We start from the raw sequence: 22,347 nt of genomic DNA on the forward strand, positions 1-22,347 counted from the left end.
GGAAGATGCTACGGACAGCCGGGGAGTCGCCGAAAAAGCAGCGCGCAGCATAACACCGAAGACGCCCGCCGATCATGGCCGGAGACCGTGGAACCGCGGAATCCACGACTCATGAATGAGCAGCATTAGACAAAGGTGGTGTCGAAATACTTCGAGTCCGCCCGAGCGCGGCTAAAATCGGTACACTCCCCGCCCCGTTGCCGAGACCGATTCGACTACCCAGCACAGCATGCGACGCACAAAGGAAGATTCTGAAAAAACCCGTACGGCCATCCTCCTGGCCGCCGAGGAACTGTTCCTGGAAAAGGGCGTGTCCCATACCAGCCTGGAACAGATCGCCAGGGCCGCCGGGGTGACCCGTGGCGCCGTCTACTGGCACTTCCAGAACAAGGCCCACCTGTTCAACGAGATGCTCAACCAGGTACGCCTGCCGCCGGAGCAACTCACCGAGCGCCTGTCCGGCTGCGATGGCAGCGACCCGCTGCGCTCGCTCTACGACCTCTGCCTGGAGGCCGTGCAATCGTTGCTGACGCAGGAGAAGAAGCGCCGCATCCTGACCATCCTGATGCAACGTTGCGAATTCACCGAGGAACTGCGCGAGGCGCAGGAACGCAACAACGCCTTCGTGCAGATGTTCATCGAACTCTGCGAGCAGTTGTTCGCCCGCGACGAATGCCGTGTGCGGCTGCATCCGGGCATGACCCCGAGGATCGCCTCGCGCGCCTTGCACGCGCTGATCCTGGGCCTGTTCAACGACTGGTTGCGCGACCCGCGCCTGTTCGATCCGGATACGGACGCGGAACACCTGCTGGAGCCGATGTTCCGTGGCCTGGTGCGCGACTGGGGTCAGGCCAGCTCGGCGCCGTAGCCCTCCTCGCGGATCGCCTCGAGTACCTGGGTGCTGTCGAGCCGGCTGGCGACCCGGACTTCGCCGGCGCCAAGATCCACCTGGACGTCCGCCGCCGAATCCTTCGCCTGCACCGCATGGGTGATCGCCCGTACGCAGTGGCCGCAGGTCATGCCCTGAACCTTGAAGACTTGCATGGTATTGCCTCCTGTTGGTCATCGATGGGGCGATTTTCGACCTTGACATGGTGTCAAGGTCAATCCTCGAAATATCCGGTAACCGACAAAGCGTCAAGAACGGGTAAAGGCGGAGTAAAGAGGCTTAAACCCTACAAAGCACATGGTTAACATGTTCACCTTGTTCTTCACGAGGTAGAACCATGTCCATCCGCCGCTATTCCCCGTCACAGATCGCCCTGCACTGGCTCAGCGCCGTCGCGGTCCTGCTGATCATCGCCCTGCCCTACGGCGCCGACTTCTTCGCCGGCCTGCTCGGCGGCAAGGGCAACGTCTTCACCCTGCACAAGTCGCTGGGCGTGGCGGTACTCCTGCTGACCCTGACACGCCTGGCGCTGCGCCGCGTCCAGGGTGTCCCGGACACCCTGGAGGGGAACCCGGACTGGCAGCGCGCGGCCGCCAAGGCCGGGCATTTCCTGCTGTACGCGGTGCTGATCGTCATGCCGCTCTCCGGCATGCTCGCCGGCAAGCGTCCGCTGGACCTGTTCTGGCTGGTGCAGATCGGCCCGTTCGACCTGCCGGAAGCCTTCAAGGCGTTCGCCGGCGGCACCCACGTCACCGTCCAGTACCTGCTTTTCGCGCTGATCCTCGGCCACGCCGCCGCGGCCATCTGGCACCACCGCGTGCAGAAGGACGACGTACTGCGCGCCATGCTGCCGCAACGCGGCGCCTGACCCCAGCGACGGACGGGCACGCGGATGCCCGTCCCGACTTGTCCCGGGCCCCGGCTTCGGCCAAGCTTTTCCCTACGCCCCCGCCGCCGAGGCCCGCCATGTTCCCCATTCTTCGCCCGCTGCTCCATACCGCCGCCCTGGCCTGCGCCCTCCCGGCGCTCGCCGCGGACCCGCAACCGGCCAGCGGCGGCTGGGCGCAACCCGACCCGGCGCCGATCGGCTATGCGGTGCTGAACGTTTCCCGCGAGCGGGTCGAGTCCGGCACTGCCTGCGATGTCGGCCTGTACGTCCACGACGAACTGGTCGGCAACCTGCAACCGGGCGCCAGCCTGGCCCTGAACCTGCAACCCGGCGCGGTTGACGTGCGTCTTGCGCCGAACGGTCCTGGCGAGGCCTGCCGGAACGGCATGACCATCCTCGCCGGACAGACCCTGACCCTGCGCGCCGGAGAGATCCGCAACCTGCGCATTACCCTCGGTGCGGGCGGGCTCTACCTGGCACCGGTGGCGGATGGGTACTGAGGGGTAGCGACTTGCCGTGGAGCATTGGCCATGACTCAGGGCACGAAGGTGGCGTTTCGGCACCGGGTGCACGGGGACTGCCTGGCGGGCCGTGAATGCGTGACTGGCCCCAGCTCCCGTCGCTGCCTGCACGGCACTAAGGGGGGGAAGCTGTTGCTTAGCGCTTGAGCGGGCGTCGTGCTTGCCTTGGTCTCTTGTTTCGCCTTTCCAGGCGAGTTCCTTCTGCAAGCGTCCAAAAGACTCGCCCCACTACTCGGAGGGCATGCCAGGAGCCCGATCCGTAGGGCGAATAACCGCTTGCGGTTATCCGCCGGCTGTCCGGGGCATCGGCGGATACCGCCTGTGGCGGTATTCGCCCTACGGGACGTTCGAGCGGGCTTCATGTTTGCTGCTCAAGCTGCTTGTCGTGCTTGCCTTGGCCTCTTGTTTCAACTTTCCAGGCGAGCTCCTTCTGCAAGCGTCCAAAAGACTCGCCCTGCCACTCGGAGGGCATGCCAGGAGCCCGATCCGTAGGGCGAATGACCGCTTGCGGTTATCCGCCGGCTCTCCAGGGCATCGGCGGATACCGCCTGTGGCGGTATTCGCCCTACGTGACTATATCGCTCGCGATTTCTTAGCTACACGGCAGTGAGGGGGTCGCTGTTGCTTAGCGCTTGAGCGGGCGTCATGTTTGGTGGTCAAGCTGTTTTCTGTGCCTGCCTTGACCTCTTGTTTCGCCTTCCCAGGCGAGTGCCTTTTGCAAGCGTCCAAAAGGAACCAAAAGACTCGCCCCGGCATCCGGCCCCAGCCGCTTCTCGACTGGGGTGCCCTCCTGACGGGGCGGGTTTGCCGCCCCACCACTTGGAGGGCAAACCTCCCTTCGTGCATGCCAGGAACCCGATCCGTAGGGCGGATAACCGCAAGCGGTCATTCACTCTACGGATCAGGGCTTCGGTATGTGGAAGTCTGGCATGCACGAGGTCATCCCCCTCCTGAAGCGCCCCTCAGCTCAATCGAATCCTTCCGCTCGCCACCAGCACCGCATGCCCGGCGATACTCACCCGCTCGCCCTCCAACCGGCACCACAGCTCGCCGCCGCGCGCCGAGCACTGCTGGGCGGTCAGCGACAGTTTGTTCAAGCGCTGGGCCCAGTAGGGAATCAGGCTGCAATGCGCGGAGCCGGTGACCGGGTCTTCGTCGACGCCCATCGCCGGGGCGAAGAAGCGCGAGACGAAATCCTTCTGCAGGCCCCGCGCGGTGACGATCACTCCACGCCAGGGCAGCCGCGCCAGGGCCGCGAAGTCGGGGCGACAGGCGCGCACCGCCTCTTCGGACTCGAGCAGCACCAGCAGCTTGTCGGTGGAGCCCAGCACGTCCACCGGCGGCAGGCCCAGGGCCTGCTCCAGCTCGACGGTGCTACCGACCTCGCTCGGATACTGCGCGGGGAAATCCAGGACCAGCCGCTCGTCCTCGCGGTTGACCCGCAGCGCACCGGAGCGCGAGATGAATTCCAGGCGCTCGCCCGGCTCGTCGTAGACCTCGAACAGTACGTGGGCCGCAGCCAGTGTGGCGTGGCCGCAGAGCGCCACCTCGACGCTCGGGGTGAACCAGCGGATCCGCCAGGCCTCTCCTTCGCGAACGACGAAGGCAGTCTCGGAGAGGTTGTGCTCGGTCGCGATCATCTGCATCAGCTCGTCCGCCAGCCAGGCGTCGAGGCGATAAACCACGGCGGGATTGCCACTGAACGGGCGGGAAGAAAACGCGTCGACCTGGTGGAACTCGAGCTGCATGGCAGACCTCCTGGGAACGATCGCCACAGCATGCCGCCGCAGGCTCCGGGATGGGCGATACAGTGCGATCTTTTCCGATCGTAACAGTGGGACTTCGCCCTGCCTTCGACCCATTGCCCGAGCGGGCGTTTGCGGCGACCTGCAGGCGTTGTGAAGCCGCCGGCAAAAACGCCGCCTTTTTCCGCGAAACGCCGCTCAGGCCTCGCTGCGCACCCGTCGCACCGCGTTCTGCCAGCCGGCGTAGAGTTCGCCGCGGCGCTCCTCGGCCATGTGCGCGGCGAAGCGGCGCTGCAGGTGCCAGTGGCTGGCGATGTCGTCCAGGTCGCGATAGAAGCCGGCCTTCAGCCCGGCCATGTAGGCCACGCCGAGGGCGGTGGTCTCGGTGACTTCCGGGCGCTCCACGGTGACACCAAGGATGTCGGTGAGGAATTGCATCACCCAGTTGTTCACCACCATCCCGCCGTCCACCCGCAGCGCGCTGGGCGGCGTGCCGTCCTGGCGCATCGCTTCGAGCAGGTCGCGGGTCTGGTAGCAGACCGATTGCAGACCGGCGGTGACGATCTCCTTGATTCCGGTGTCACGGGTCAGGCCGAAGATCGCGCCGCGCGCCTTCGGGTCCCAGTAGGGCGCGCCGAGGCCGGTAAAGGCCGGCACCAGGTAGACGCCGTTGGAGTCGCCGGCCTGGATCGCCAGGGCTTCGCTCTCGTGGGCGTGGTCGATCAGCTTGATGCCGTCGCGCAGCCATTGCACCGCGGCGCCGGCGACGAAGATGCTGCCCTCCACCGCGTAGCTGACCTTGCCGTCCAGACGGTAGCCGACCGTGGTGAGCAGGCGGTTCTTCGAGGTCACCGGCTGCTCGCCGGTGTTCTGGATCATGAAGCAGCCGGTGCCGTAGGTGCTCTTCACCATGCCCGGCTGGAAGCAGGCCTGGCCGATCAGCGCGGCCTGCTGGTCGCCGGCCATGCCCAGCACCGGGATCGCCGCGCCAAGCAGCGACGGCTCGCTGACGCCGAACTCCGCCGCGCAGTCGAGTACCTCCGGCAGCAGGCTGCGCGGGATCTCGAACAGCGCCAGCAATTCCTCGTCCCAGTCCTGGCTGTGGATGTTGAACAGCAGGGTGCGCGAAGCGTTGGTCGCGTCGGTGCGATGGGAGCGGCCGCCGGTCAGGCGCCAGAGCAGGAAGCAGTCGACGGTGCCGAAGCGCAGCTCGCCGCGTTCGGCGCGCTGGCGGGCGCCGGGCACGTTGTCGAGGATCCAGCGCAGCTTGGTGGCGGAGAAATACGGATCGATCAGCAGCCCGGTGCGCGCGCTGACGTTCGCCTCGTGGCCGGCGGCCTTGAGTTCGGCACAGTAGTCGGCGGTACGACGATCCTGCCAGACGATGGCCGGGTGGATCAGGTCTCCGCTGGCGGCGTCCCAGACCAGCGTGGTCTCGCGCTGGTTGGTGATGCCGATGGCGGCGATGTCGGCCGCGCGCAAGCCCTTGCGGGCGAGCGCGTCGCGACAGACCTGGAGGGTGGTCAGCCAGATTTCCTCGCCGTCGTGCTCCACCCAGCCGTCCTTCGGGAAGTACTGCTTGAATTCCTGCTGGCAGCTCGCCACCGGCAAGCCCTGGGCACTGAACACGATGGCGCGGGAGCTGGTGGTGCCCTGGTCGATGGCGAGGAGATAGTGGGACATGGAAAACCTGACAGATTGAAAAGTAAGACGAATGCCGACCGCTAGGCCGGCGGGATTAGCGGCTCATTCACGGCCGATGGCGGCGAACGAACCCTGGGTCAGCTGGGCCAGCACCTCGGCCGCCAGCTCCACTTCCAGCCCGCGCCGTCCTGCGCTGACATGGATGCTCGGGTACTGCCGCGCGCTTTCATCGATGAAGGTACGCAGGCGCTTCTTCTGCCCCAGCGGGCTGATCCCGCCCACCAGGTAGCCGGTGGCCCGCTGCGCCGCCTGCGGATCGGCCATGTCGGCCTTCTTCGCCCCCGCCGCATGGGCCAGGGCCTTCAGGTCGAGACTGCCGATCACCGGCACCACCGCCACCAGCAACTCGCCCTTCTCCGTGGCGGCGAGCAGCGTCTTGAACACCCGCTGCGGGTCCAGGCCGAGCTTTTCCGCGGCCTCCAGGCCATAGGAAGGTGCCTTGGGGTCGTGGCTGTAGCTGAGCACCTTGTGCTCGGCGCGGGCCTTTTTCAGCAGGTCGATGGCAGGGGTCATGGTCACTCCCGGAGAAGAACGTTGGCTGAAAACCGGCGCCTACCTTAAGCCATCGCCGCCCCTGCTGCACGGGCGCCGATGCCGCGGCCCGCGTGCCTCGGTAGCGATATTCGATTGGCCGCGAAAACGAAACCGGAGGGTCGTTTTTCGGACAAACGTTCATCTTCGCGCTTTGACAGCATTCCTTTGTGAATATATTTTTTCGAAACTGAACAATTTTCACGGCTGCCCGCCATAATTACAAGAACAGACAAGAGAGGCCCCATGACCACCGCCGCCCCGACCCCGTCCCTGTTCGGCCAATGCCTGGCCGAGTTCCTCGGCACCGCCCTCCTCATCTTCTTCGGCACCGGTTGCGTCGCGGCCCTGAAGGTCGCCGGCGCCAGCTTCGGCCTGTGGGAAATCAGCATCATCTGGGGGGTCGGCGTGAGCATGGCGATCTACCTCAGCGCCGGCGTCTCCGGCGCCCACCTGAACCCGGCGGTGAGCATCGCGCTGTGGCTGTTCGCCGGCTTCGAGGGGCGCAAGCTGCCGTTCTACATCACCGCCCAGGTGGCCGGTGCGTTCTGCGCCGCAGCGCTGGTCTACACCCTCTACAGCAGCCTGTTCATCGAGTTCGAACAGGCGCAGAACATCGTCCGCGGCAGCCAGGACAGCCTGGCCCTGGCCTCGGTGTTCTCCACCTATCCGCACCCGGCGCTGTCGGTCGGCCAGGCGTTCCTCGTCGAAGTGGTGATCACGGCCATCCTCATGGCGGTGATCATGGCCCTTACCGACGACGGCAACGGCCTGCCGCGCGGTCCGTTGGCGCCGCTGCTGATCGGCCTGCTGATCGCCGTGATCGGTAGCGCCATGGGCCCGCTGACCGGTTTCGCGATGAACCCGGCGCGCGACTTCGGCCCCAAGCTGATGACCTACCTGGCCGGCTGGGGGCCCATCGCCTTCACCGGCGGCCGCGAGATTCCCTATTTTCTGGTGCCGATCTTCGCCCCGATCCTCGGTGCCTGCCTCGGCGCCGGCGGCTATCGTGTACTGATCGCGCGCCATCTGCCGAGCGCCGCGGCGCCCGCCGAAGCCGAGCCGGAGAAGGTTCGCGCTTCCTGACCGCCCGCTCTTTCCTGCCATAGCCACAAGGCCACAGCCATGACCGACAAGCACAACAAGAAATACGTCGTCGCCCTGGACCAGGGCACCACCAGCTCCCGCGCCATCGTCTTCGACCGCGATGCCAACGTGGTCAGCCAGGCCCAGCGCGAGTTCGCCCAGTTCTATCCGCAGGCCGGCTGGGTCGAGCACGACCCGATGGAAATCTGGGCCACGCAGAGTTCGACCCTGGTCGAGGCCCTCGCCCAGGCCAGCATCGAGCACGACCAGGTGGCCGCCATCGGTATCACCAACCAGCGCGAGACCACGGTGGTCTGGGACCGTCACAGCGGTCGGCCGATCCACAACGCCATCGTCTGGCAGTGCCGGCGCAGCGCGGCGATCTGCGCGCAGCTCAAGCGCGACGGGCTGGAAGACTACATCCGCGAAACCACCGGGCTGGTCACCGATCCGTACTTCTCCGGGACCAAGCTGAAGTGGATCCTCGACAACGTCGAAGGCGCCCGCGAACGCGCGCGCAACGGCGACCTGTTGTTCGGCACCATCGACACCTGGCTGATCTGGAAGCTCACCGAAGGCAAGGTCCACGTCACCGACTACACCAATGCCTCGCGGACCATGCTGTTCAATATCCACAGCCTCGACTGGGACGCACGGATGCTCGAGGTGCTCGACATTCCCCGCTCGATGCTACCCGAGGTGCGCAACTCTTCGGAGGTCTACGGCAACGCCCGGATCGGCGGGGTCGGCGGCGGCGAGCTGCCGATCGCCGGGATCGCCGGCGACCAGCAGGCCGCCCTATTCGGCCAGATGTGCGTGGAACCGGGCCAGGCGAAGAACACCTACGGCACCGGCTGCTTCCTGCTGATGCACACCGGCGACAAGGCGGTGAAGTCCACCCATGGCCTGCTCACCACCATCGCCTGCGGTCCGCGCGGCGAGGTCGGCTACGCCCTGGAGGGCGCGGTGTTCAACGGCGGCTCCACGGTGCAGTGGTTGCGCGACGAACTGAAGGTGATCAACGACTCCTTCGATTCCGAATACTTCGCCACCAAGGTCAAGGACAGCAACGGCGTCTACCTGGTACCGGCCTTCACCGGACTCGGCGCGCCCTATTGGGACCCCTATGCGCGCGGCGCGGTGTTCGGCCTGACCCGTGGAGTCAAGGCCGACCACCTGATCCGCGCTACCCTGGAATCCATCGCCTACCAGACCCGCGACGTGCTCGACGCCATGCAGCGCGATGCCGGCGAACGCCTGCGCGCCCTGCGCGTCGACGGCGGGGCGGTGGCCAACAACTTCCTCATGCAGTTCCAGGCCGACATCCTCGGCACCCGCGTGGAACGTCCGGTGATGCGCGAGACCACCGCCCTCGGCGCCGCCTACCTGGCCGGCCTGGCTTGCGGCTTCTGGAGCAGCCTCGACGAGCTGAAGAGCAAGGCGGTGATCGAGCGGGTGTTCGAGCCGGAGTGCGACGAGCCCCGGCGCGAAAAGCTCTATGCCGGCTGGAAGAAAGCGGTGGAGCGCACTCGCGGCTGGGACGACGGCGAACTGTGACGAGCTGGCGCCATTCGTCCGCCGCAATGCGGCGAATGGCGTGTTCCCGGGCGCCGCTCTGGCATGCCCTGGGTAACGTTTGCGTGCGGCGGCCGGGTGCCGCCGCGGCGCCCTCTACGACTCATGCACGGCTGACAACGGCCCCCCGCGTGCGGCATTCTTGGCGACTTTCCAGGGTCCCGGCCCGGCAGCACGAGAACAACCCATGAACCTGCCCCCCCGACAGCAAAGCATCATCGAGGAGGTCCGCGAGCGCGGTTACCTGAGCATCGAGGAGATGGCGCAGATGTTCGCGGTCACCCCGCAGACCATCCGCCGCGACATCAACCAGCTCGCCGAACAGGGACTGCTGCGCCGCTACCACGGCGGTGCGGCCTACGATTCAAGCATCGAGAACACCGCCTACACCATGCGCGCCGACCAGATGCGCGACGAGAAGCAGCGCATCGCCGAAGCCGTGGCCAGCCTGGTGCCGGACAACGCCTCGCTGTTCATCAACATCGGCACCACCACCGAGGCCATCGCCCGCGCCCTGCTCAACCACCGCAATCTGAAGATCATCACCAACAACCTGCACGTGGCCGCCACCCTCAGCGCCAAGGAAGACTTCGAAGTGCTGGTCGCCGGCGGCACCGTACGCAGCGACGGCGGCATCGTCGGCCAGGCCGCGGTGGATTTCATCCAGCAGTTCCGCGTCGACTTCGCCCTGGTCGGCATCAGCGGCATCGACGAGGATGGCAGCCTGCTCGACTTCGACTACCAGGAAGTGCGCGTATCCCAGGCGATCATCGACAACGCGCGGCAAGTGTTCCTGGCCGCCGACTCGAGCAAGTTCGGGCGCAACGCGGTGGTCCGCCTGGGACCGATCTCGCTGGTCAACCGGGTCATCAGCGACAGCCCGCCGTCCGCCGCCATCGCCCGCCTGATGGCACAGCACAAGGTTCACCTGGACCTGGTCTGAGGCATTTCCCTGCCACGGCGCCGTTCGGCGCCGTGAATGTTCGTTTCAGAAAAGCCACCTGCCGCCCCCTGCCCATGCGCCACGACCCTCGGCGGCCGCTTTCCCGCACGCGGAAGAGGGGCTGTTCCCGCGCGGACGGGCAAACCGGTAGCGCCCGGGCAACCCTTCGAAATTGAAAAAGCCTGATGCATCGGGCTGGTCAATAACTGCGCAATCGACTAAACTATTTTCGAATTCGAACAAAACTACGTTCACTTTCGACTTCAGGGCCTTTCACATGAGTCAAGCGCACACCCCCTCCGCTCCACTCGCCGAAGTCTACGATGTCGCCGTGGTCGGCGGTGGCATCAACGGTGTAGGGATCGCCGCCGACGCAGCCGGGCGCGGCCTGTCCGTGTTCCTTTGCGAACAGCACGACCTGGCCCAGCACACCTCCTCGGCCAGCAGCAAGCTGATCCACGGCGGCCTGCGCTACCTCGAACACTACGAATTCCGCCTGGTCCGCGAAGCCCTGGCCGAGCGCGAGGTCCTGCTGGCCAAGGCGCCGCACATCGTCAAGCCGCTGCGCTTCGTCCTGCCGCACCGTCCGCACCTGCGCCCGGCCTGGATGATCCGTGCCGGCCTGTTCCTCTACGATCACCTCGGCAAGCGCGAGAAGCTGCCCGCCTCGCGCGGCCTGCGCTTCACCGGCAGCAGCCCGCTGAAGGCCGAGATCCGCCGTGGCTTCGAGTACTCCGACTGCGCGGTGGACGATGCGCGCCTGGTGGTGCTCAACGCGATCTCCGCCCGCGAGCACGGCGCCCACGTCCATACCCGCACCCGCTGCGTCAGCGCCCGTCGCAGCAAGGGACTCTGGCACCTGCACCTGGAGCGCAGCGACGGCAGCCTGTATTCGATCCGCGCCCGCGCCCTGGTGAACGCCGCCGGCCCCTGGGTGGCGCGCTTCATCCAGGACGACCTGAAACAGAAGTCGCCCTACGGTATCCGCCTGATCCAGGGCAGCCACATCATCGTGCCGAAGCTGTACGAAGGCGAGCACGCCTACATCCTGCAGAACGAAGACCGCCGCATCGTCTTCGCCATCCCCTATCTGGACCGTTTCACCATGATCGGCACCACCGATCGCGAGTACCAGGGCGACCCGGCCAAGGTGGCGATCAGCGAAGAGGAAACCGCCTACCTGCTGCAAGTGGTGAACGCCCATTTCAAGCAGCAACTCGCGGCCGCCGACATCCTGCACAGCTTCGCCGGCGTGCGTCCGCTGTGCGACGACGAGTCGGACGAGCCTTCGGCGATCACCCGCGACTACACCCTGTCGCTCTCCGCCGGCAACGGCGAGCCGCCGCTGCTCTCGGTGTTCGGCGGCAAGCTGACCACCTACCGCAAGCTGGCCGAATCGGCGCTGACGCAGCTCCAGCCGTTCTTCGCCAATCTCGGCCCGGCCTGGACCGCCAAGGCACCGCTGCCGGGCGGCGAGCAGATGCAGAGCGTCGAGGCGCTCACCGAGCAACTGGCCAACCGCTACGCCTGGCTCGACCGCGAACTGGCGCTGCGCTGGGCGCGCACCTACGGCACCCGGGTGTGGCGCCTGCTGGACGGGGTCAATGGCGAAGCCGATCTCGGCGAGCACCTGGGCGGCGGCCTGTATGCCCGCGAAGTGGACTACCTGTGCAAGCACGAGTGGGCCCAGGACGCCGAGGACATCCTCTGGCGCCGCAGCAAGCTCGGCCTGTTCCTCTCGCCGAGCCAGCAGGTGCGCCTCGGCCAGTACCTGCAGAGCGAGCATCCGCATCGCCCGCGGGTGCATGCGGCCTGATCGCCAGCCAGAAACGTCGAGGCCCGCTTTTGCGGGCCTCGTTCGTTATGGAAGGGTACGGGACGATCCGGGCATAATGCGCGACGCCACCAAGCCGGTGGCGCCGCCGCAGTCGAGAATCCCGTGGACCTGATGTTCAAGGCGCTGATCGGCGCCGCCGTGGTCGTGCTCCTCGCCGTCCTGTCGAAGACCCGCAACTACTACATCGCCGGCCTGGTGCCGCTGTTTCCCACCTTCGCCCTGATTGCCCACTACATCGTCGGCAAGGGCCGTTCGCTGGACGACCTGAAGACCACCATCGTCTTCGGCATGTGGTCGATCATCCCCTACTTCGTCTATCTCGCCGCGCTCTACCTGCTGGTCGAGCGCTTCCGCCTGGAGACCTCGCTGGCCCTGGCGGCGCTGGCCTGGCTGGTGGCGGCAAGCGTGCTGGTGGGCCTCTGGGTACGCCTGCACGCCTGAGACCGCGAGCGCGGCTTCAGAGCTGGACGACGCTGGCCTGCCGATGGGCCTTCAGGTAAGGCACTACCGCCGCCAGCAACGGCTCCTTGAAGGCCTCCTGGAAGCGATGGGCGAGACCGGGGATCAGCTTCAGCTCCGAGCCACGGATATGCGCCGCCACGTGCACGCCGTGCATCACCGGCAGCAGCGGATCGGCGGTGCCATGGATCACCAGGGTCGGCACCTGCAGACGGTTCAGCAGCGGCACCCGGCTGGGTTCGGCGAGGATCGCCAGCAATTGCCGCTGCACGCCTTCCGGGTTGAACGCGCGGTCGTAGGAACGTGCGGCCTGCAACAGAAGTTGCTGGCGATCATCGCGCACTTCCGGGCTGCCCAGCGCCGCCAGCAGGTCGGCCTGCTGCTCGACCGCCTGCTCGCGGCTGGCCGCCTCGCGCCGCGCCAGCAGGCGCAGCAGCGACTCGCTGGGTGCCGGCAGGCCTTCGGCGCCGGAGCTGGTCATCACCAGGGTCAGGCTGAGCAGGCGCTGCGGCGCCATGTCGGCGATGTGCTGGGCGATCATCCCGCCCATGCTGGCGCCGAGCACATGGGCCTGGGGGATATCCAGCGCGTCGAGCAGATGCAGGGCATCGCCGGCCATGTCGGTGAGGGTATAGGGCGCGCTGACCGGCAGGCCGAGGCGATAACGCACCACTTCGTAGGTCAGCCGCGAACTGGGCACCGGCACGTTCCAGGCCGACAGGCCGACGTCGCGGTTGTCGTAGCGGATCACCCGGAAGCCTTGCTCGCACAGGGCGCTGACCACCTCGTCCGGCCAGTGGATCAGTTGCCCGCCCAGGCCCATCACCAGCAGCAGGGCCGGATCGCTGTCGCGGCCGATGCTCTGGTAGGCCAGGCGCACGTCGCCCAGTTCGACCGTCTCGGTAGGTACGCGTGCGTCGCAACGCGCCGCCGCAAAGGAGGAGAGGCTGCACAACAAGGCGGCCAGGAAGATGAAAGCACGCATGAAGAAAACCCAGAACGCAAAACCCCAGTGGAGCGCGATTCTGATTAAATTTCGTCCAGCGCGCTGCCACAGTAGCGTGACAGTTTGATGAATGCCGCCAGGCGGTCGTGGCGTTGTGGCTCTGCGGCGTTGCGCCGCTGCTCCGTGCCGCCGTCCCGTGTGCCGGGCTCTTCTCCCCGTCGCTCCACGATCGCACGCTCTGCGGGATCGAGGCCATCGCTTGTCGACAGCCTCTGGCGTATGAGACAAACTCAACGAATCCGCACCGCTATCAAGTTTTGCTCATACAGAGGCCGCCATGCTCGAACTTCGCCACCTCAAGACCCTGCACGCGCTGCGCGAAGCCGACAGCCTGGTGGAAGCCGCCGAGCGCCTGCACCTTACCCAGTCGGCGCTGTCGCACCAGTTCAAGGAACTGGAAGAGCGCCTGGGCATGCAGCTGTTCGTGCGCAAGACCAAGCCGGTACGCTTCACCAGCGCCGGGCTGCGCCTGCTGCAACTGGCCGACTCGCTGCTGCCCCAGCTGCGCACCGCCGAGCGCGACCTGGCGCGGCTCGCCGGCGGTACCGCCGGACGCCTGCACATGGCCATCGAATGCCACAGTTGCTTCCAGTGGCTGATGCCGACCATCGACCAGTTCCGCGACGCCTGGCCGGAAGTCGAACTGGACCTGGCCTCGGGCTTCTCCTTCGCGCCGCTGCCGGCCCTGGCCCGCGGCGACCTCGACCTGGTGGTGACCGCCGACCCGATCGAGTTGCCCGGCATCACCTACGTGCCACTGTTCACCTACGAAGCGCTGCTGGCGGTGGCCAACCAGCATGCCCTGGCTGGTCGACCGTATGTCGTCCCGGAGGACCTGGAGCGGGAAACCCTGATCACCTATCCGGTGGAACGCGATCGTCTCGACGTCTTCACCCGCTTCCTCGACCCCGCCGACGTGGAGCCGGCGCAGGTGCGCATAGCCGAGCTGACCGTGATGATGATGCAGCTGGTGGCCTCCGGTCGCGGCGTCTGCTGCCTGCCGAACTGGGCCCTGCACGAGTACAGCTCGCGCGGCTACGTGACGGCCCGGCGCCTCGGTGAAAAGGGCCTGTACTGCACGCTCTTCGCCGCCATCCGCACGGACATGTTCGATGCGCCATTCATGCGCGACTTCCTGCTCACCGCCAAGGACACCTCCTTCGCCACCCTCGAAGGGGTCAGCGCCGCCAAGGGCTGAACGGCTCAGAACAGCGGCAGCTCATAGGTCAGGTACAGGCGGTTCTCGTCGATGTCGCGGCTGAAGGCCGAACGGTAGGTAGCGTTGCGCCAGACCAGCCCCAGTCCCTTCAGCGCACCGCCCTGCAACACGTAGCGCAGGTCGCTGTCGCGTTCCCACTCGCGACTGCCGTCGGCGCCCTTCGGTTTCGCGCCATGGCCGCTGAAATAGCGCGTCATCAGGCTCAGGCCGGGCACCCCGAGCGGCGCGAAGTCGCAGTCGTAGCGCAGTTGCCAGGAGGATTCGCCAGCCTCGGCGAAGTCGTTGTACTGGCCGAAATTGACCAGGTACGGATCGGTCCCCTCCAGGTAGGGGAAACCGTGGTCGCCGCTCATCCGCTGGTAGCCCAGGCCGAAGGCCTGGCCGTTGCGCAGGCGGTAGGTGAGCGACCCGCTGAAGGAACGGTTGTCGATGCGCCCGCCGCGAGCGCCGCCGGTATCCCGGCTGAGCGCCAGGCGCAAGTCGCTCTCCAGGCTGTCCGCAGCGATGCCGATGCGCCCCTTGAGACCGAGGAAATGCTGGGCGTAGACCTGCTCCAGTTCGCCATAGTGGTAGCTGCCGGTCCAGTCCGGGGCGATACGGTAGTCCAGGCCGGCCAGGTCGAAACGGTCCGCCTGCGCCGCGCCGGCGAAACGCCGGTTGCGGTTGAACAGCGCCAGGTCGCTGGTGCCCGCCTCGTTGCGCTGGCTGACCTCGGTCAGCCGTCCCAGGTTCAGGCTCAGTCCGCTCAGTTCGCCGGAAGTCAGCAGCGCGCCCTGGAACACCTGGGGGAATAGCCGCCCGTAGTTGGGCTGGATGGTCGGTAGCTTCGGCACCAGGCCGCCGACCTTCAGTTCGCTGCGCGACAGGCGCAGCTTGGCGGTCGCGTCCAGCCGCGCGTAGTCGCCCGCCGCGCTGCCATCGTCGCGAAGCGGAAGCAGGCCGGTGCCGCTACGCCCCGCGCCGGAATCGAGTCGGACGCCGAGCTTGCCCAGCAGGTCGAGACCCACGCCGAGGGTACCCTCGGTATAGCCCGAGCGGTAGTCGAAGAGAAAGCCCTGGGCCCACTCCTCGCTTTTCGCACGTCCCGCGCCATCGCGGAAGTCGCGGTTCATGTAGAAGTTGCGCAAGGCCAGGCTGGCCCGCGAGTCTTCGAGGAAGCCCTCGGCCAAGGCGGGAACGCTATCGCCGGCAAGGATCGGCAGCAGGAAAAACGCGCATTTCTTGTTGTTGTTCATACGCACTCCGAACAGGCGCCTGGGCGCCTCTTTTTCTAGGGGGAACGGTGTCTCATCGGCAGCGCTCGATCACCATCGCCACGCCCTGGCCGAGCCCGACGCACAGGCTGATCACCGCGTAGCGCCGCTCGATGCGTTGCAGCCCGCGGGCGGCGGTGAGCACCAGGCGCGCACCGGAGGCGCCGAGCGGATGGCCGAGGGCAATGGCGCCGCCATGGGGATTGATCCGCGGGTCCTCGTAGTCCAGGCCGAGCAACTTCAGGCAGGCCAGGACCTGCGGCGCGAAGGCTTCGTTGATCTCGATCAGGCCGACCTCGTCCAGGTCGATGCCGGCGCGTTGCAGCGCGCGGAGGATCGCCTGCTGCGGGCCGATGCCCATCAACCGGGGCTCCACGCCGACGCTGGCGCTGGCGAGGATCCGCGCCAGCGGCCGGATGCCCTCGCGCTCGCCGATCGCGCGGTCGCCCAGCAGCACTACCGCCGCCCCGTCGTTGATCCCCGAGGCATTGCCGGCGGTCACTACCCCGCCGGCGAACAACGCCGGCAAGCGCGCCAGGGCCGCCAGGTCGGCCTGCGGCCGCGGATGCTCGTCGCGCTCCACCAGCCGCGTCTCGCCCTTGCGTCCGGCACGCACCTCCACCGGAAGGATCTCGCCGAGGAAAAAGCCCTCCTCCAGCGCAGCCTGGTAGCGCGCCTGGGAAGAAGCGGCGAAACGGTCGGCGTCTTCGCGGGCGATGCCGAAGGCGCGGGCCACGTTGTCGCCGGTCTCCGGCATGCTGTCGTTGCCATAGCGCTCGACCAGCCTGGGGTTGGCGAAGCGCGCGCCGATGGTGCTGTCGAAGACCTCCAGCGTGCGGCTGAAGGCGCTCTCCGCCTTGGCCATGACGAACGGCGCCCGGGACATGCTTTCGGCGCCGCCGGCCAGGTACAGCCGACCCTCGCCGCAACTGATCGCGCGCGCCGCGTCGATCACCGCCGACAGTCCGCTGGCACACAAGCGGTTGACCGTCTGCCCGGGCAGCCGCGCCGGCAGGCCGGCTGCGAGCAGCGCGTTGCGCGCCAGGTTGCGGCTGTCTTCGCCGGCCTGGTTGGTGCAACCGAGGATCACATCCTCCAGGTCGTCGACGGCGAACCCGGAGGTTTCCGCGAGACGCGCCAGCAGCAGGCCGGCCAGGTCGTCCGGACGCACCGTCGAGAGTGCACCGGCATGCCGGCCGAAAGGCGTACGCAGGCCGGCGTAGATATAGGCATCGAGCATGGTGTGTTTCTCCGCGAAGGGATCAGGAGGCCAACGGGCTGTCCGGCTGGCGCAGGGAAAGGCCCAGTTGGGCGCGCCGGCGCAGCCAGGGGCTGGGGCGATAGCGCGGGTCGCCGCTGAGCGCATGCAGGCGTTCGAGGATGCGCAGCACGCGCCCGGCACCCATTCGGTCGCCCCACTCCAGCGGCCCCAGCGGATAGCCGAGACCGAGGCGCACCGCCAGGTCGATGTGCTCCACCGAAGCGATACCCTGCTGGGCGATGTCGCAGGCGAGATTGACGATCGAGGCGAGGGTGCGCTGGACGATGAACCCGGCGCTGTCGCGAATCAGCGTGACGCCCACGCCGTCCCGTGCGAACAGGGTGCGAGCGGCCTGCTGCAGCTCCGCTCGGGTCGCCGGGCAGGCCATCAGGCAGCGGTGTCGCTCCAGGTCCGACAGCACGTCGATGGCCAGGCTGCGCGTCGGATCGACGGCGAACCGCCGCGCTGCGGCGCTGACGTCGGCGCCCAGTGGCGCAAGCAGGCACAACGCCGCCCCGGAAGGACGCTCGCCGCTCTCCACCTCGGCGCCCAGACGTTGTAGCAACATCAGCAATGGCGCGCGGTCATGTTCGTCGTCGACGCCCAGCCACACCGGCGGCAACGCCGCGCCTGGCGCAACCGCCGGGGCGGCGACGGGCACCTGCCCAGCGCCGTCGTAGCGGTAGAAGCCCTGGCCGCTCTTGCGCCCCAGGCGGCCGGCGGCGAGCATCTGGCGCAGCAAGGGATGCGGACGATAACGCGGCTCCTCGTAGTACTGCCGGTAGATCGACTCCATCACCGGCAGGCTGACGTCCAACCCGACCAGGTCGAACAGCTCGAACGGGCCCATGCGGAAGCCGGCGCCCTCGCGCAGGACTTCGTCGATCGCCGCCACCGGCGCCACGCCCTCGCCGAGGATACGCAGCGCCTCGGTGCCGAAGGCCCGTCCGGCATGGTTGACGATGAAGCCGGGGCTGTCCGTGGCACGCACCGCCTGGTGGCCGAAGGTCGCCACCAGGGCGCACAGTCGCTCGGCGATGCCGGTGCGGGTGGCGAGACCCTCGATCACCTCCACCAGACGCATCAGCGGCACCGGATTGAAGAAGTGCAGACCGGCGACCCGGCCGGGATCGCGACAGGCCGAGGCGATCGCGGTAACCGACAGCGAGGAGGTATTGCTGGCGAGGATCGCTTCGTCGCCGACCACCTCTTCCAATTGGCGGAACAACGCCTGCTTGGCCTCCAGGTTCTCGACGATCGCCTCGATCACCAACTGGCAGCCGCCTAGGACCCGCAAGTCCTCGACCACCCGCAGATTGCCCATCGCGCGCTCGACAGCCTCCGCCTCCAGCCGGCCCCGCTCCACCTGCCGGGCAAGGACCGTGGCGATCTGCTCGCGCGCTTGCAGCGCCACCCCCTGGCGGCTGTCGTAGAGCAGCACCGACAGCCCGGCACAGGCAGCGAGCAGGGCGATGCCCTGGCCCATGGCACCGGTACCGACGATACCGATGAGAACGATCGATGGCTCGCTCATTTTCCCAGGTACTCCGCTGTGCGTTTTTCCAGGAAGGCACGCATGCCCTCCTTCTGGTCGTGGCTGTCGAACAGCAACTGGAAGGCCTTGCGCTCCAGCGCCAGGGCCTGGTCCAGCGGCAGGTCGGCGCCGGCCAGGACCACTTCCTTGATCTGCGCCAGCGCCAGCGGCGGCAGGCCGGCGATCTGGCGAGCCAGTTCGAGGGCGCGATCCAATGCCTGGCCATCCGCCGCCACCTCGCTGACCAACCCTATGGCCAGGGCCTCCGGCGCCCGTACCGTGCAACCGGTAAACAGCATGCGCAGCGCCTGGAACTTGCCCACCGCTCGCACCAGGCGCTGGGTGCCGCCGGCGCCGGGCATCACGCCGACACGAACTTCCGGCTGGGCGAAGCGCGCCGAGGCACCGGCGACGATCAGGTCGCAGTGCATCGCCAACTCGCAGCCTCCACCCAGGGCATGGCCCTCCACGGCGGCGATCAGCGGTTTGCGGCAGGCGGCGAGGGCCTGCCAGTGGCGCTCCACCCCGCGCTGCTGGATCTCCAGCACGGACGCCTCCGCCAGTTCGTTGAGATCGGCGCCGGCGGCGAACGCCGCGCCATTTCCGGTGAGGACGATGACCCGGGTATCGGCGCACTCGTCGAGGCGCCGTACGTGCTCCGCCAGAGCCTCGCGCAGGCGCATGTTCAGGGCGTTGAGCACTGCCGGGCGGTTCAGTCGCAACAGGGCCACGCCCTGCTCCGGCCGCTCCAGCAGCACGAGTTCGGGGCGCACCGCCCCAGGGGAGGAATCCATGGCCATCTCCAATTGCCCGGGGATTGAGTTGCACGGCGCAGGCCGTGCCGTGAGGGGTTTCAGGCGCGGACGATGCCGCGCCGGACCAGCGCGTCGATCGCCTCGGCGCTCAATCCCAGTTCCGCCAGGACTTCCCGGGTGTCTCCGCCCAGCACCGGCGGCGCGGCGCGGTAGCTGGCCGGGGTGCGCGAAAGCTTCACCGGCGAGGCGATGCCGCGATAGCCCTCGAGTTCGACGACCATCCCGCGATGGCGGGTGTGCGGGTGCTCCACCACCCGCTCCACCGTGGCGATGGCTCCGCAGGGCACGCCGAGACGGATCAGCCGCTCGGCCAGCTCACGGCCGTCGTGGGCCGCCAGGTAGTCCTCCAGAGCGCGCTTCAGCGCCTCGCGGTTGACCGAGCGCTTGCCGTTGTCGGCGAAGCGCGGGTCCCCCGGCAGTTCATCCGCTCCCAGGTACTCGCACAGGCGGGCGAACTGGCGGTCGTTGCCGACGGCGAGGAAGATCGGCTCGGTACCGGTGCGGTAGCTGTCGTAGGGCGCGATGTTCGGGTGGGCGTTGCCGCTACGCCGGGGCGTACGTCCGGAAGCGAAGTAGTTCGGCAGGTGCGGGTGCAGCAGGGAGATACCGCAGTCGTACAGGGCGATGTCCACCGACTGCCCGCGCCCGCTGACCTGGCGCTCGTGGAGGGCGAGGAGGATGCCGGCCATGGCGTTCAGCCCGGTGACCATGTCGACGATCGGCAGGCCGATGCGCAACGCCTCGCCGCCGGCCTCGCCGTTCACGCTCATCAGTCCGGCCATCGCCTGGATCGCCGCGTCGTAGCCGGGCAGGCCGCCGAGCGGGCCGTCGGCGCCGAAGCCCGATACCGCGCAGTGGACCAGCCGCGGGAAGCGCTGGCGAAGCACCTCCTCGTAGCCGATCCCCCAGCGCGCCAGGGTGCCGGGCTTGAAGTTCTCCAGCAGTACGTCGGCGTCCTCCAGCAAGCGCAGCAGCAGCTCGATGCCCTCCGCCGTCGCCAGGTCGACGGCGATGCCCTTCTTGTTGCGGTTCACGCCCTTGAAGTAGGACGCCGTGTCGCCCTCGAAGGGCGGCCCCCAGCCACGGGTCTCGTCGCCGCCAAGGGGTTCCAGCTTGATCACCTCGGCGCCGTGGTCGGCCAGCGCCTGGGAGCAGTAGGGTCCGCCGAGGACCCGGCTGAGATCGATGATTTTCAGGCCACGCAGGGCGCCCGTCTGATTGGTCATGGCGACTCTCTGGTTGTTGTGAGCGGGAATGCGGGCAGTCAGGCCGGCAGCAATTGCATGGCTTCGGCCTGGCTCAGCGGCACCTCGCCGACCACCCTGGCCAGCAGTTCGGCCTGGTCGGTCCAACCCTCCAGGTGCAGCGGGTCGCGCGGCAGCAGCTTGTGCCGGGCGACCAGGAAGGCCAGGGCCAGGCGGCGCTGGTCGGGTGCCTGGCGGCTGGCCTCCCAGGCCATGAAGATCGCCGTGCACAGGTGGTAGAGGGCGCTGCCGGCCTGGCGCACCTGCTCGTCCTGGCGGCGCTCGGCGACGTCGGCCATGGTCGCGACCACTCGCACCAGCAGTTCGTCGAAGAGGTCGCGGGCGTCCCCTGGCAGGTCGCTGTCATCCAGCAGCCGGCGCAGGTGGCGCTGCAAGGGTTCGAGCGCCTGTTCGCGGCTCACCGCACGGGCGACGTCCAGCGCCACGATGTTGCTGGTACCCTCCCAGATCGACCCCAGGTGGGCGTCACGCACCAGCCGCGGGTCGCTCCACTCCTCGATGTAGCCGACCCCGCCGCGCACCTCCATGGCGTCGCCGGTGACCCGTCGCGCATCGCGGCAGGCGCGGAACTTGATCAGCGGGGTGAGGATCCGCACGCATTTCTGCGCCTCGACCTCGCCGCCATCGGCGCGCGGCAGCAGCGTGGCGATCTGCATGAACATCGAGCGCGCCTGTTCGGTGGGCAGCATCATCTTCAGCAACTGCTTCTGCATCAGCGGCATGTCGATCAGGTGCTTGCCGAAGGCGCGCCGATGGCGGGCGACGAACAGCGCCTCGCTCAGCGCCCGGCGCATCAGCCCGGCGGCGCGCACGCCGTTGGACAGGCGCGACATGTTGACCATGTCGGCCATCTGCTGGAAGCCGCGGCCGATCTCGCCGATCAGGTAGGCGCTGGCGCCTTCCAGGCGGACTTCGCCGCTGGCCATGGAGCGGCTGCCCAGCTTGTCCTTCAGGCGGACGATGCGATAGGCGTTGCGCGTGCCGTCCTCGCGGACCTTCGGCAACAGGAACAGGGTCACGCCCTTCATTCCTTCCGGCGCGCCTTCGGGGCGGGCCAGGACCATCGCCAGGTCGGCGTCCGGGTTGGAGCAGAACCACTTGTCGCCGTAGAGCTTCCACTCGCCGCCCTGCTCCCGCGCCACGGTACGGGTCCGCGCCACGTCGGAGCCGGCGGCCTGCTCGGTCATGAACATGGCGCCCTGGAACAGCTCGTCGAAATCCCGCGAGGCGAGGGACGGCAGGTAGCGCTCGACCAGTTCTGGCGCGCCGAACCTGCGCAGGGTGCGGGTCAGCGAGTCGGTCATGCTGACCGGGCAGCAAAGGCCGAACTCGGCCTGTACGAACAGGTGGGTGAGCGCATACTTCACCAGCGGCGGCGGGCCGTCCGGGCGATGGCTCATGGAAGCCAGGCCAAGTTCGGCATAGGCCACCCGTTCGAGGGCGACGTAGTCCGGATGCTTGCGAATGCTCTGCAAATCCTCGCCGCGGCGGGTGCGCGGCGCCAGCACCGGCGGGTTCTTGTCCGCCGCCAGCGCCAGCACGTCCAGCTCGCCGCCGGCACGGGCGCCGAGCCGTTCGAGGAGCGGCCGCCATTCGGCGAGCAACGCCGGCGGCAGGTATACCTCCAGCAGCCGCTCCAGGGCCGGATCGCAGGTGTAGAGATTCAGCCCACGGCTGTCGGGGATGTTCAGCGTATCTTCGCGAAGTACTTCGGGCATGGCGGTCATGGCGCGGCTCCTGCTTGTCTTGCGCCGAGACTAGGCGAGTGCTTCGATAAGCATCCAATACAAAAAAAATCATCGACGATAAGAAAAA

The 22,347-nt window shown here is 67.6% G+C and carries 20 protein-coding genes; 9 read left to right on the top strand and 11 right to left on the bottom strand.

Annotated elements, in window-relative coordinates; translation table 11 throughout:
- Positions 1–229 precede the first annotated feature (229 nt).
- Positions 230–868, top strand: coding sequence for an efflux system transcriptional repressor NalD (gene nalD, locus HMPREF1224_RS20520; RefSeq protein WP_003092152.1), 639 nt, complete (start codon positions 230–232; stop codon positions 866–868).
- On the opposite strand, the gene HMPREF1224_RS20525 is transcribed toward nalD, so the two are convergent.
- Positions 847–1,044, bottom strand: coding sequence for a heavy-metal-associated domain-containing protein (locus HMPREF1224_RS20525; RefSeq protein ID WP_003092153.1), 198 nt, complete (start codon positions 1,042–1,044; stop codon positions 847–849). The genes nalD and HMPREF1224_RS20525 overlap by 22 nt on opposite strands.
- A 182-nt stretch (positions 1,045–1,226) precedes the next feature.
- On the opposite strand from HMPREF1224_RS20525, the gene HMPREF1224_RS20530 reads away from it, so the two are divergent.
- Together HMPREF1224_RS20530 and HMPREF1224_RS20535 are read left to right on the top strand one after the other, a co-directional pair.
- Positions 1,227–1,757, top strand: a complete 531-nt coding sequence (locus tag HMPREF1224_RS20530) for a cytochrome b (RefSeq protein ID WP_003092155.1) — start codon at positions 1,227–1,229, stop codon at positions 1,755–1,757.
- A gap of 98 nt (positions 1,758–1,855) precedes the next feature.
- The gene (locus tag HMPREF1224_RS20535; RefSeq protein ID WP_010793344.1) at positions 1,856–2,278 is read left to right on the top strand and encodes a hypothetical protein; all 423 of its coding nucleotides are present in this window, start codon (positions 1,856–1,858) and stop codon (positions 2,276–2,278) included.
- A 983-nt stretch (positions 2,279–3,261) separates the two neighbouring features.
- On the opposite strand, the gene HMPREF1224_RS20540 is transcribed toward HMPREF1224_RS20535, so the two are convergent.
- The 3 genes from HMPREF1224_RS20540 to ybaK form a co-directional block, all read right to left on the bottom strand.
- Positions 3,262–4,047, bottom strand: coding sequence for a PhzF family phenazine biosynthesis protein (locus tag HMPREF1224_RS20540; RefSeq protein WP_003092159.1), 786 nt, complete (start codon positions 4,045–4,047; stop codon positions 3,262–3,264).
- A 195-nt stretch (positions 4,048–4,242) separates the two neighbouring features.
- Complete coding sequence (glpK, locus tag HMPREF1224_RS20545) at positions 4,243–5,727, bottom strand: glycerol kinase GlpK (protein ID WP_003092161.1); 1,485 nt, start codon at positions 5,725–5,727, stop codon at positions 4,243–4,245.
- A 63-nt stretch (positions 5,728–5,790) separates the two neighbouring features.
- A complete protein-coding gene (gene ybaK / locus HMPREF1224_RS20550) occupies positions 5,791–6,261 on the bottom strand; it encodes a Cys-tRNA(Pro) deacylase (protein ID WP_003092163.1) in 471 nt (156 codons plus the stop codon).
- A 264-nt stretch (positions 6,262–6,525) separates the two neighbouring features.
- Here ybaK and glpF point away from each other — a divergent pair, with 264 nt between their 5' ends.
- The 5 genes from glpF to HMPREF1224_RS20575 all read left to right on the top strand — a co-directional run bounded on the left by glpF (position 6,526) and on the right by HMPREF1224_RS20575 (position 12,161).
- Entirely contained in the window at positions 6,526–7,365 is an 840-nt protein-coding gene (glpF, locus tag HMPREF1224_RS20555) for a glycerol uptake facilitator protein GlpF (RefSeq protein WP_003092166.1), read from the top strand.
- A gap of 39 nt (positions 7,366–7,404) precedes the next feature.
- Positions 7,405–8,922 (top strand): glycerol kinase GlpK, encoded by a 1,518-nt coding sequence (gene glpK / locus HMPREF1224_RS20560; RefSeq protein WP_003092168.1) that lies wholly within the window; start codon positions 7,405–7,407, stop codon positions 8,920–8,922.
- 205 nt (positions 8,923–9,127) lie between these two features.
- Positions 9,128–9,883, top strand: coding sequence for a DeoR/GlpR family transcriptional regulator (locus HMPREF1224_RS20565; RefSeq protein ID WP_010793346.1), 756 nt, complete (start codon positions 9,128–9,130; stop codon positions 9,881–9,883).
- 277 nt (positions 9,884–10,160) lie between these two features.
- Entirely contained in the window at positions 10,161–11,699 is a 1,539-nt protein-coding gene (gene glpD / locus HMPREF1224_RS20570; RefSeq protein ID WP_003098460.1) for a glycerol-3-phosphate dehydrogenase, read from the top strand.
- Positions 11,700–11,831: 132 nt separating this feature from the next.
- Complete coding sequence (locus HMPREF1224_RS20575; RefSeq protein ID WP_003119370.1) at positions 11,832–12,161, top strand: GlpM family protein; 330 nt, start codon at positions 11,832–11,834, stop codon at positions 12,159–12,161.
- A gap of 16 nt (positions 12,162–12,177) precedes the next feature.
- On the opposite strand, the gene HMPREF1224_RS20580 is transcribed toward HMPREF1224_RS20575, so the two are convergent.
- Positions 12,178–13,164, bottom strand: a complete 987-nt coding sequence (locus HMPREF1224_RS20580) for an alpha/beta fold hydrolase (protein WP_003098462.1) — start codon at positions 13,162–13,164, stop codon at positions 12,178–12,180.
- Between the two features lie 298 nt (positions 13,165–13,462).
- On the opposite strand from HMPREF1224_RS20580, the gene metR reads away from it, so the two are divergent.
- Positions 13,463–14,383, top strand: a complete 921-nt coding sequence (gene metR, locus HMPREF1224_RS20585; RefSeq protein WP_003109716.1) for a transcriptional regulator MetR — start codon at positions 13,463–13,465, stop codon at positions 14,381–14,383.
- A gap of 5 nt (positions 14,384–14,388) precedes the next feature.
- Here the strand turns inward: metR and HMPREF1224_RS20590 are convergent, their stop codons facing one another.
- Genes HMPREF1224_RS20590 through HMPREF1224_RS20615 form a run of 6 tightly spaced genes read right to left on the bottom strand, consistent with a single transcriptional unit; the run spans position 14,389 to position 22,259 of the window.
- Positions 14,389–15,639 (bottom strand): OprD family porin, encoded by a 1,251-nt coding sequence (locus HMPREF1224_RS20590; RefSeq protein WP_003098463.1) that lies wholly within the window; start codon positions 15,637–15,639, stop codon positions 14,389–14,391.
- Positions 15,640–15,691: 52 nt separating this feature from the next.
- Complete coding sequence (locus tag HMPREF1224_RS20595) at positions 15,692–16,897, bottom strand: 3-oxoadipyl-CoA thiolase (protein ID WP_010793347.1); 1,206 nt, start codon at positions 16,895–16,897, stop codon at positions 15,692–15,694.
- Positions 16,898–16,919: 22 nt separating this feature from the next.
- Entirely contained in the window at positions 16,920–18,452 is a 1,533-nt protein-coding gene (locus HMPREF1224_RS20600) for a 3-hydroxyacyl-CoA dehydrogenase (RefSeq protein WP_010793348.1), read from the bottom strand.
- Positions 18,449–19,246: an enoyl-CoA hydratase gene (locus HMPREF1224_RS20605; RefSeq protein WP_010793349.1), complete on the bottom strand. Its 798-nt coding sequence runs from the start codon at positions 19,244–19,246 to the stop codon at positions 18,449–18,451. The genes HMPREF1224_RS20600 and HMPREF1224_RS20605 overlap by 4 nt, the downstream gene beginning before the upstream one ends.
- A 59-nt stretch (positions 19,247–19,305) precedes the next feature.
- On the bottom strand, positions 19,306–20,493 hold the full coding sequence (locus tag HMPREF1224_RS20610) for a CaiB/BaiF CoA transferase family protein (RefSeq protein ID WP_003143270.1): 1,188 nt from the start codon (positions 20,491–20,493) through the stop codon (positions 19,306–19,308).
- 38 nt (positions 20,494–20,531) lie between these two features.
- Positions 20,532–22,259 carry an acyl-CoA dehydrogenase family protein gene (locus tag HMPREF1224_RS20615; protein WP_003098471.1) on the bottom strand — a complete coding sequence of 576 codons (1,728 nt, stop codon included), beginning with the start codon at positions 22,257–22,259 and terminating at the stop codon, positions 20,532–20,534.
- Positions 22,260–22,347: the final 88 nt, after the last annotated feature.

Source organism: Pseudomonas sp. P179, from assembly GCF_000478485.2.
Taxonomy (GTDB): Bacteria; Pseudomonadota; Gammaproteobacteria; order Pseudomonadales; family Pseudomonadaceae; genus Pseudomonas; species Pseudomonas aeruginosa.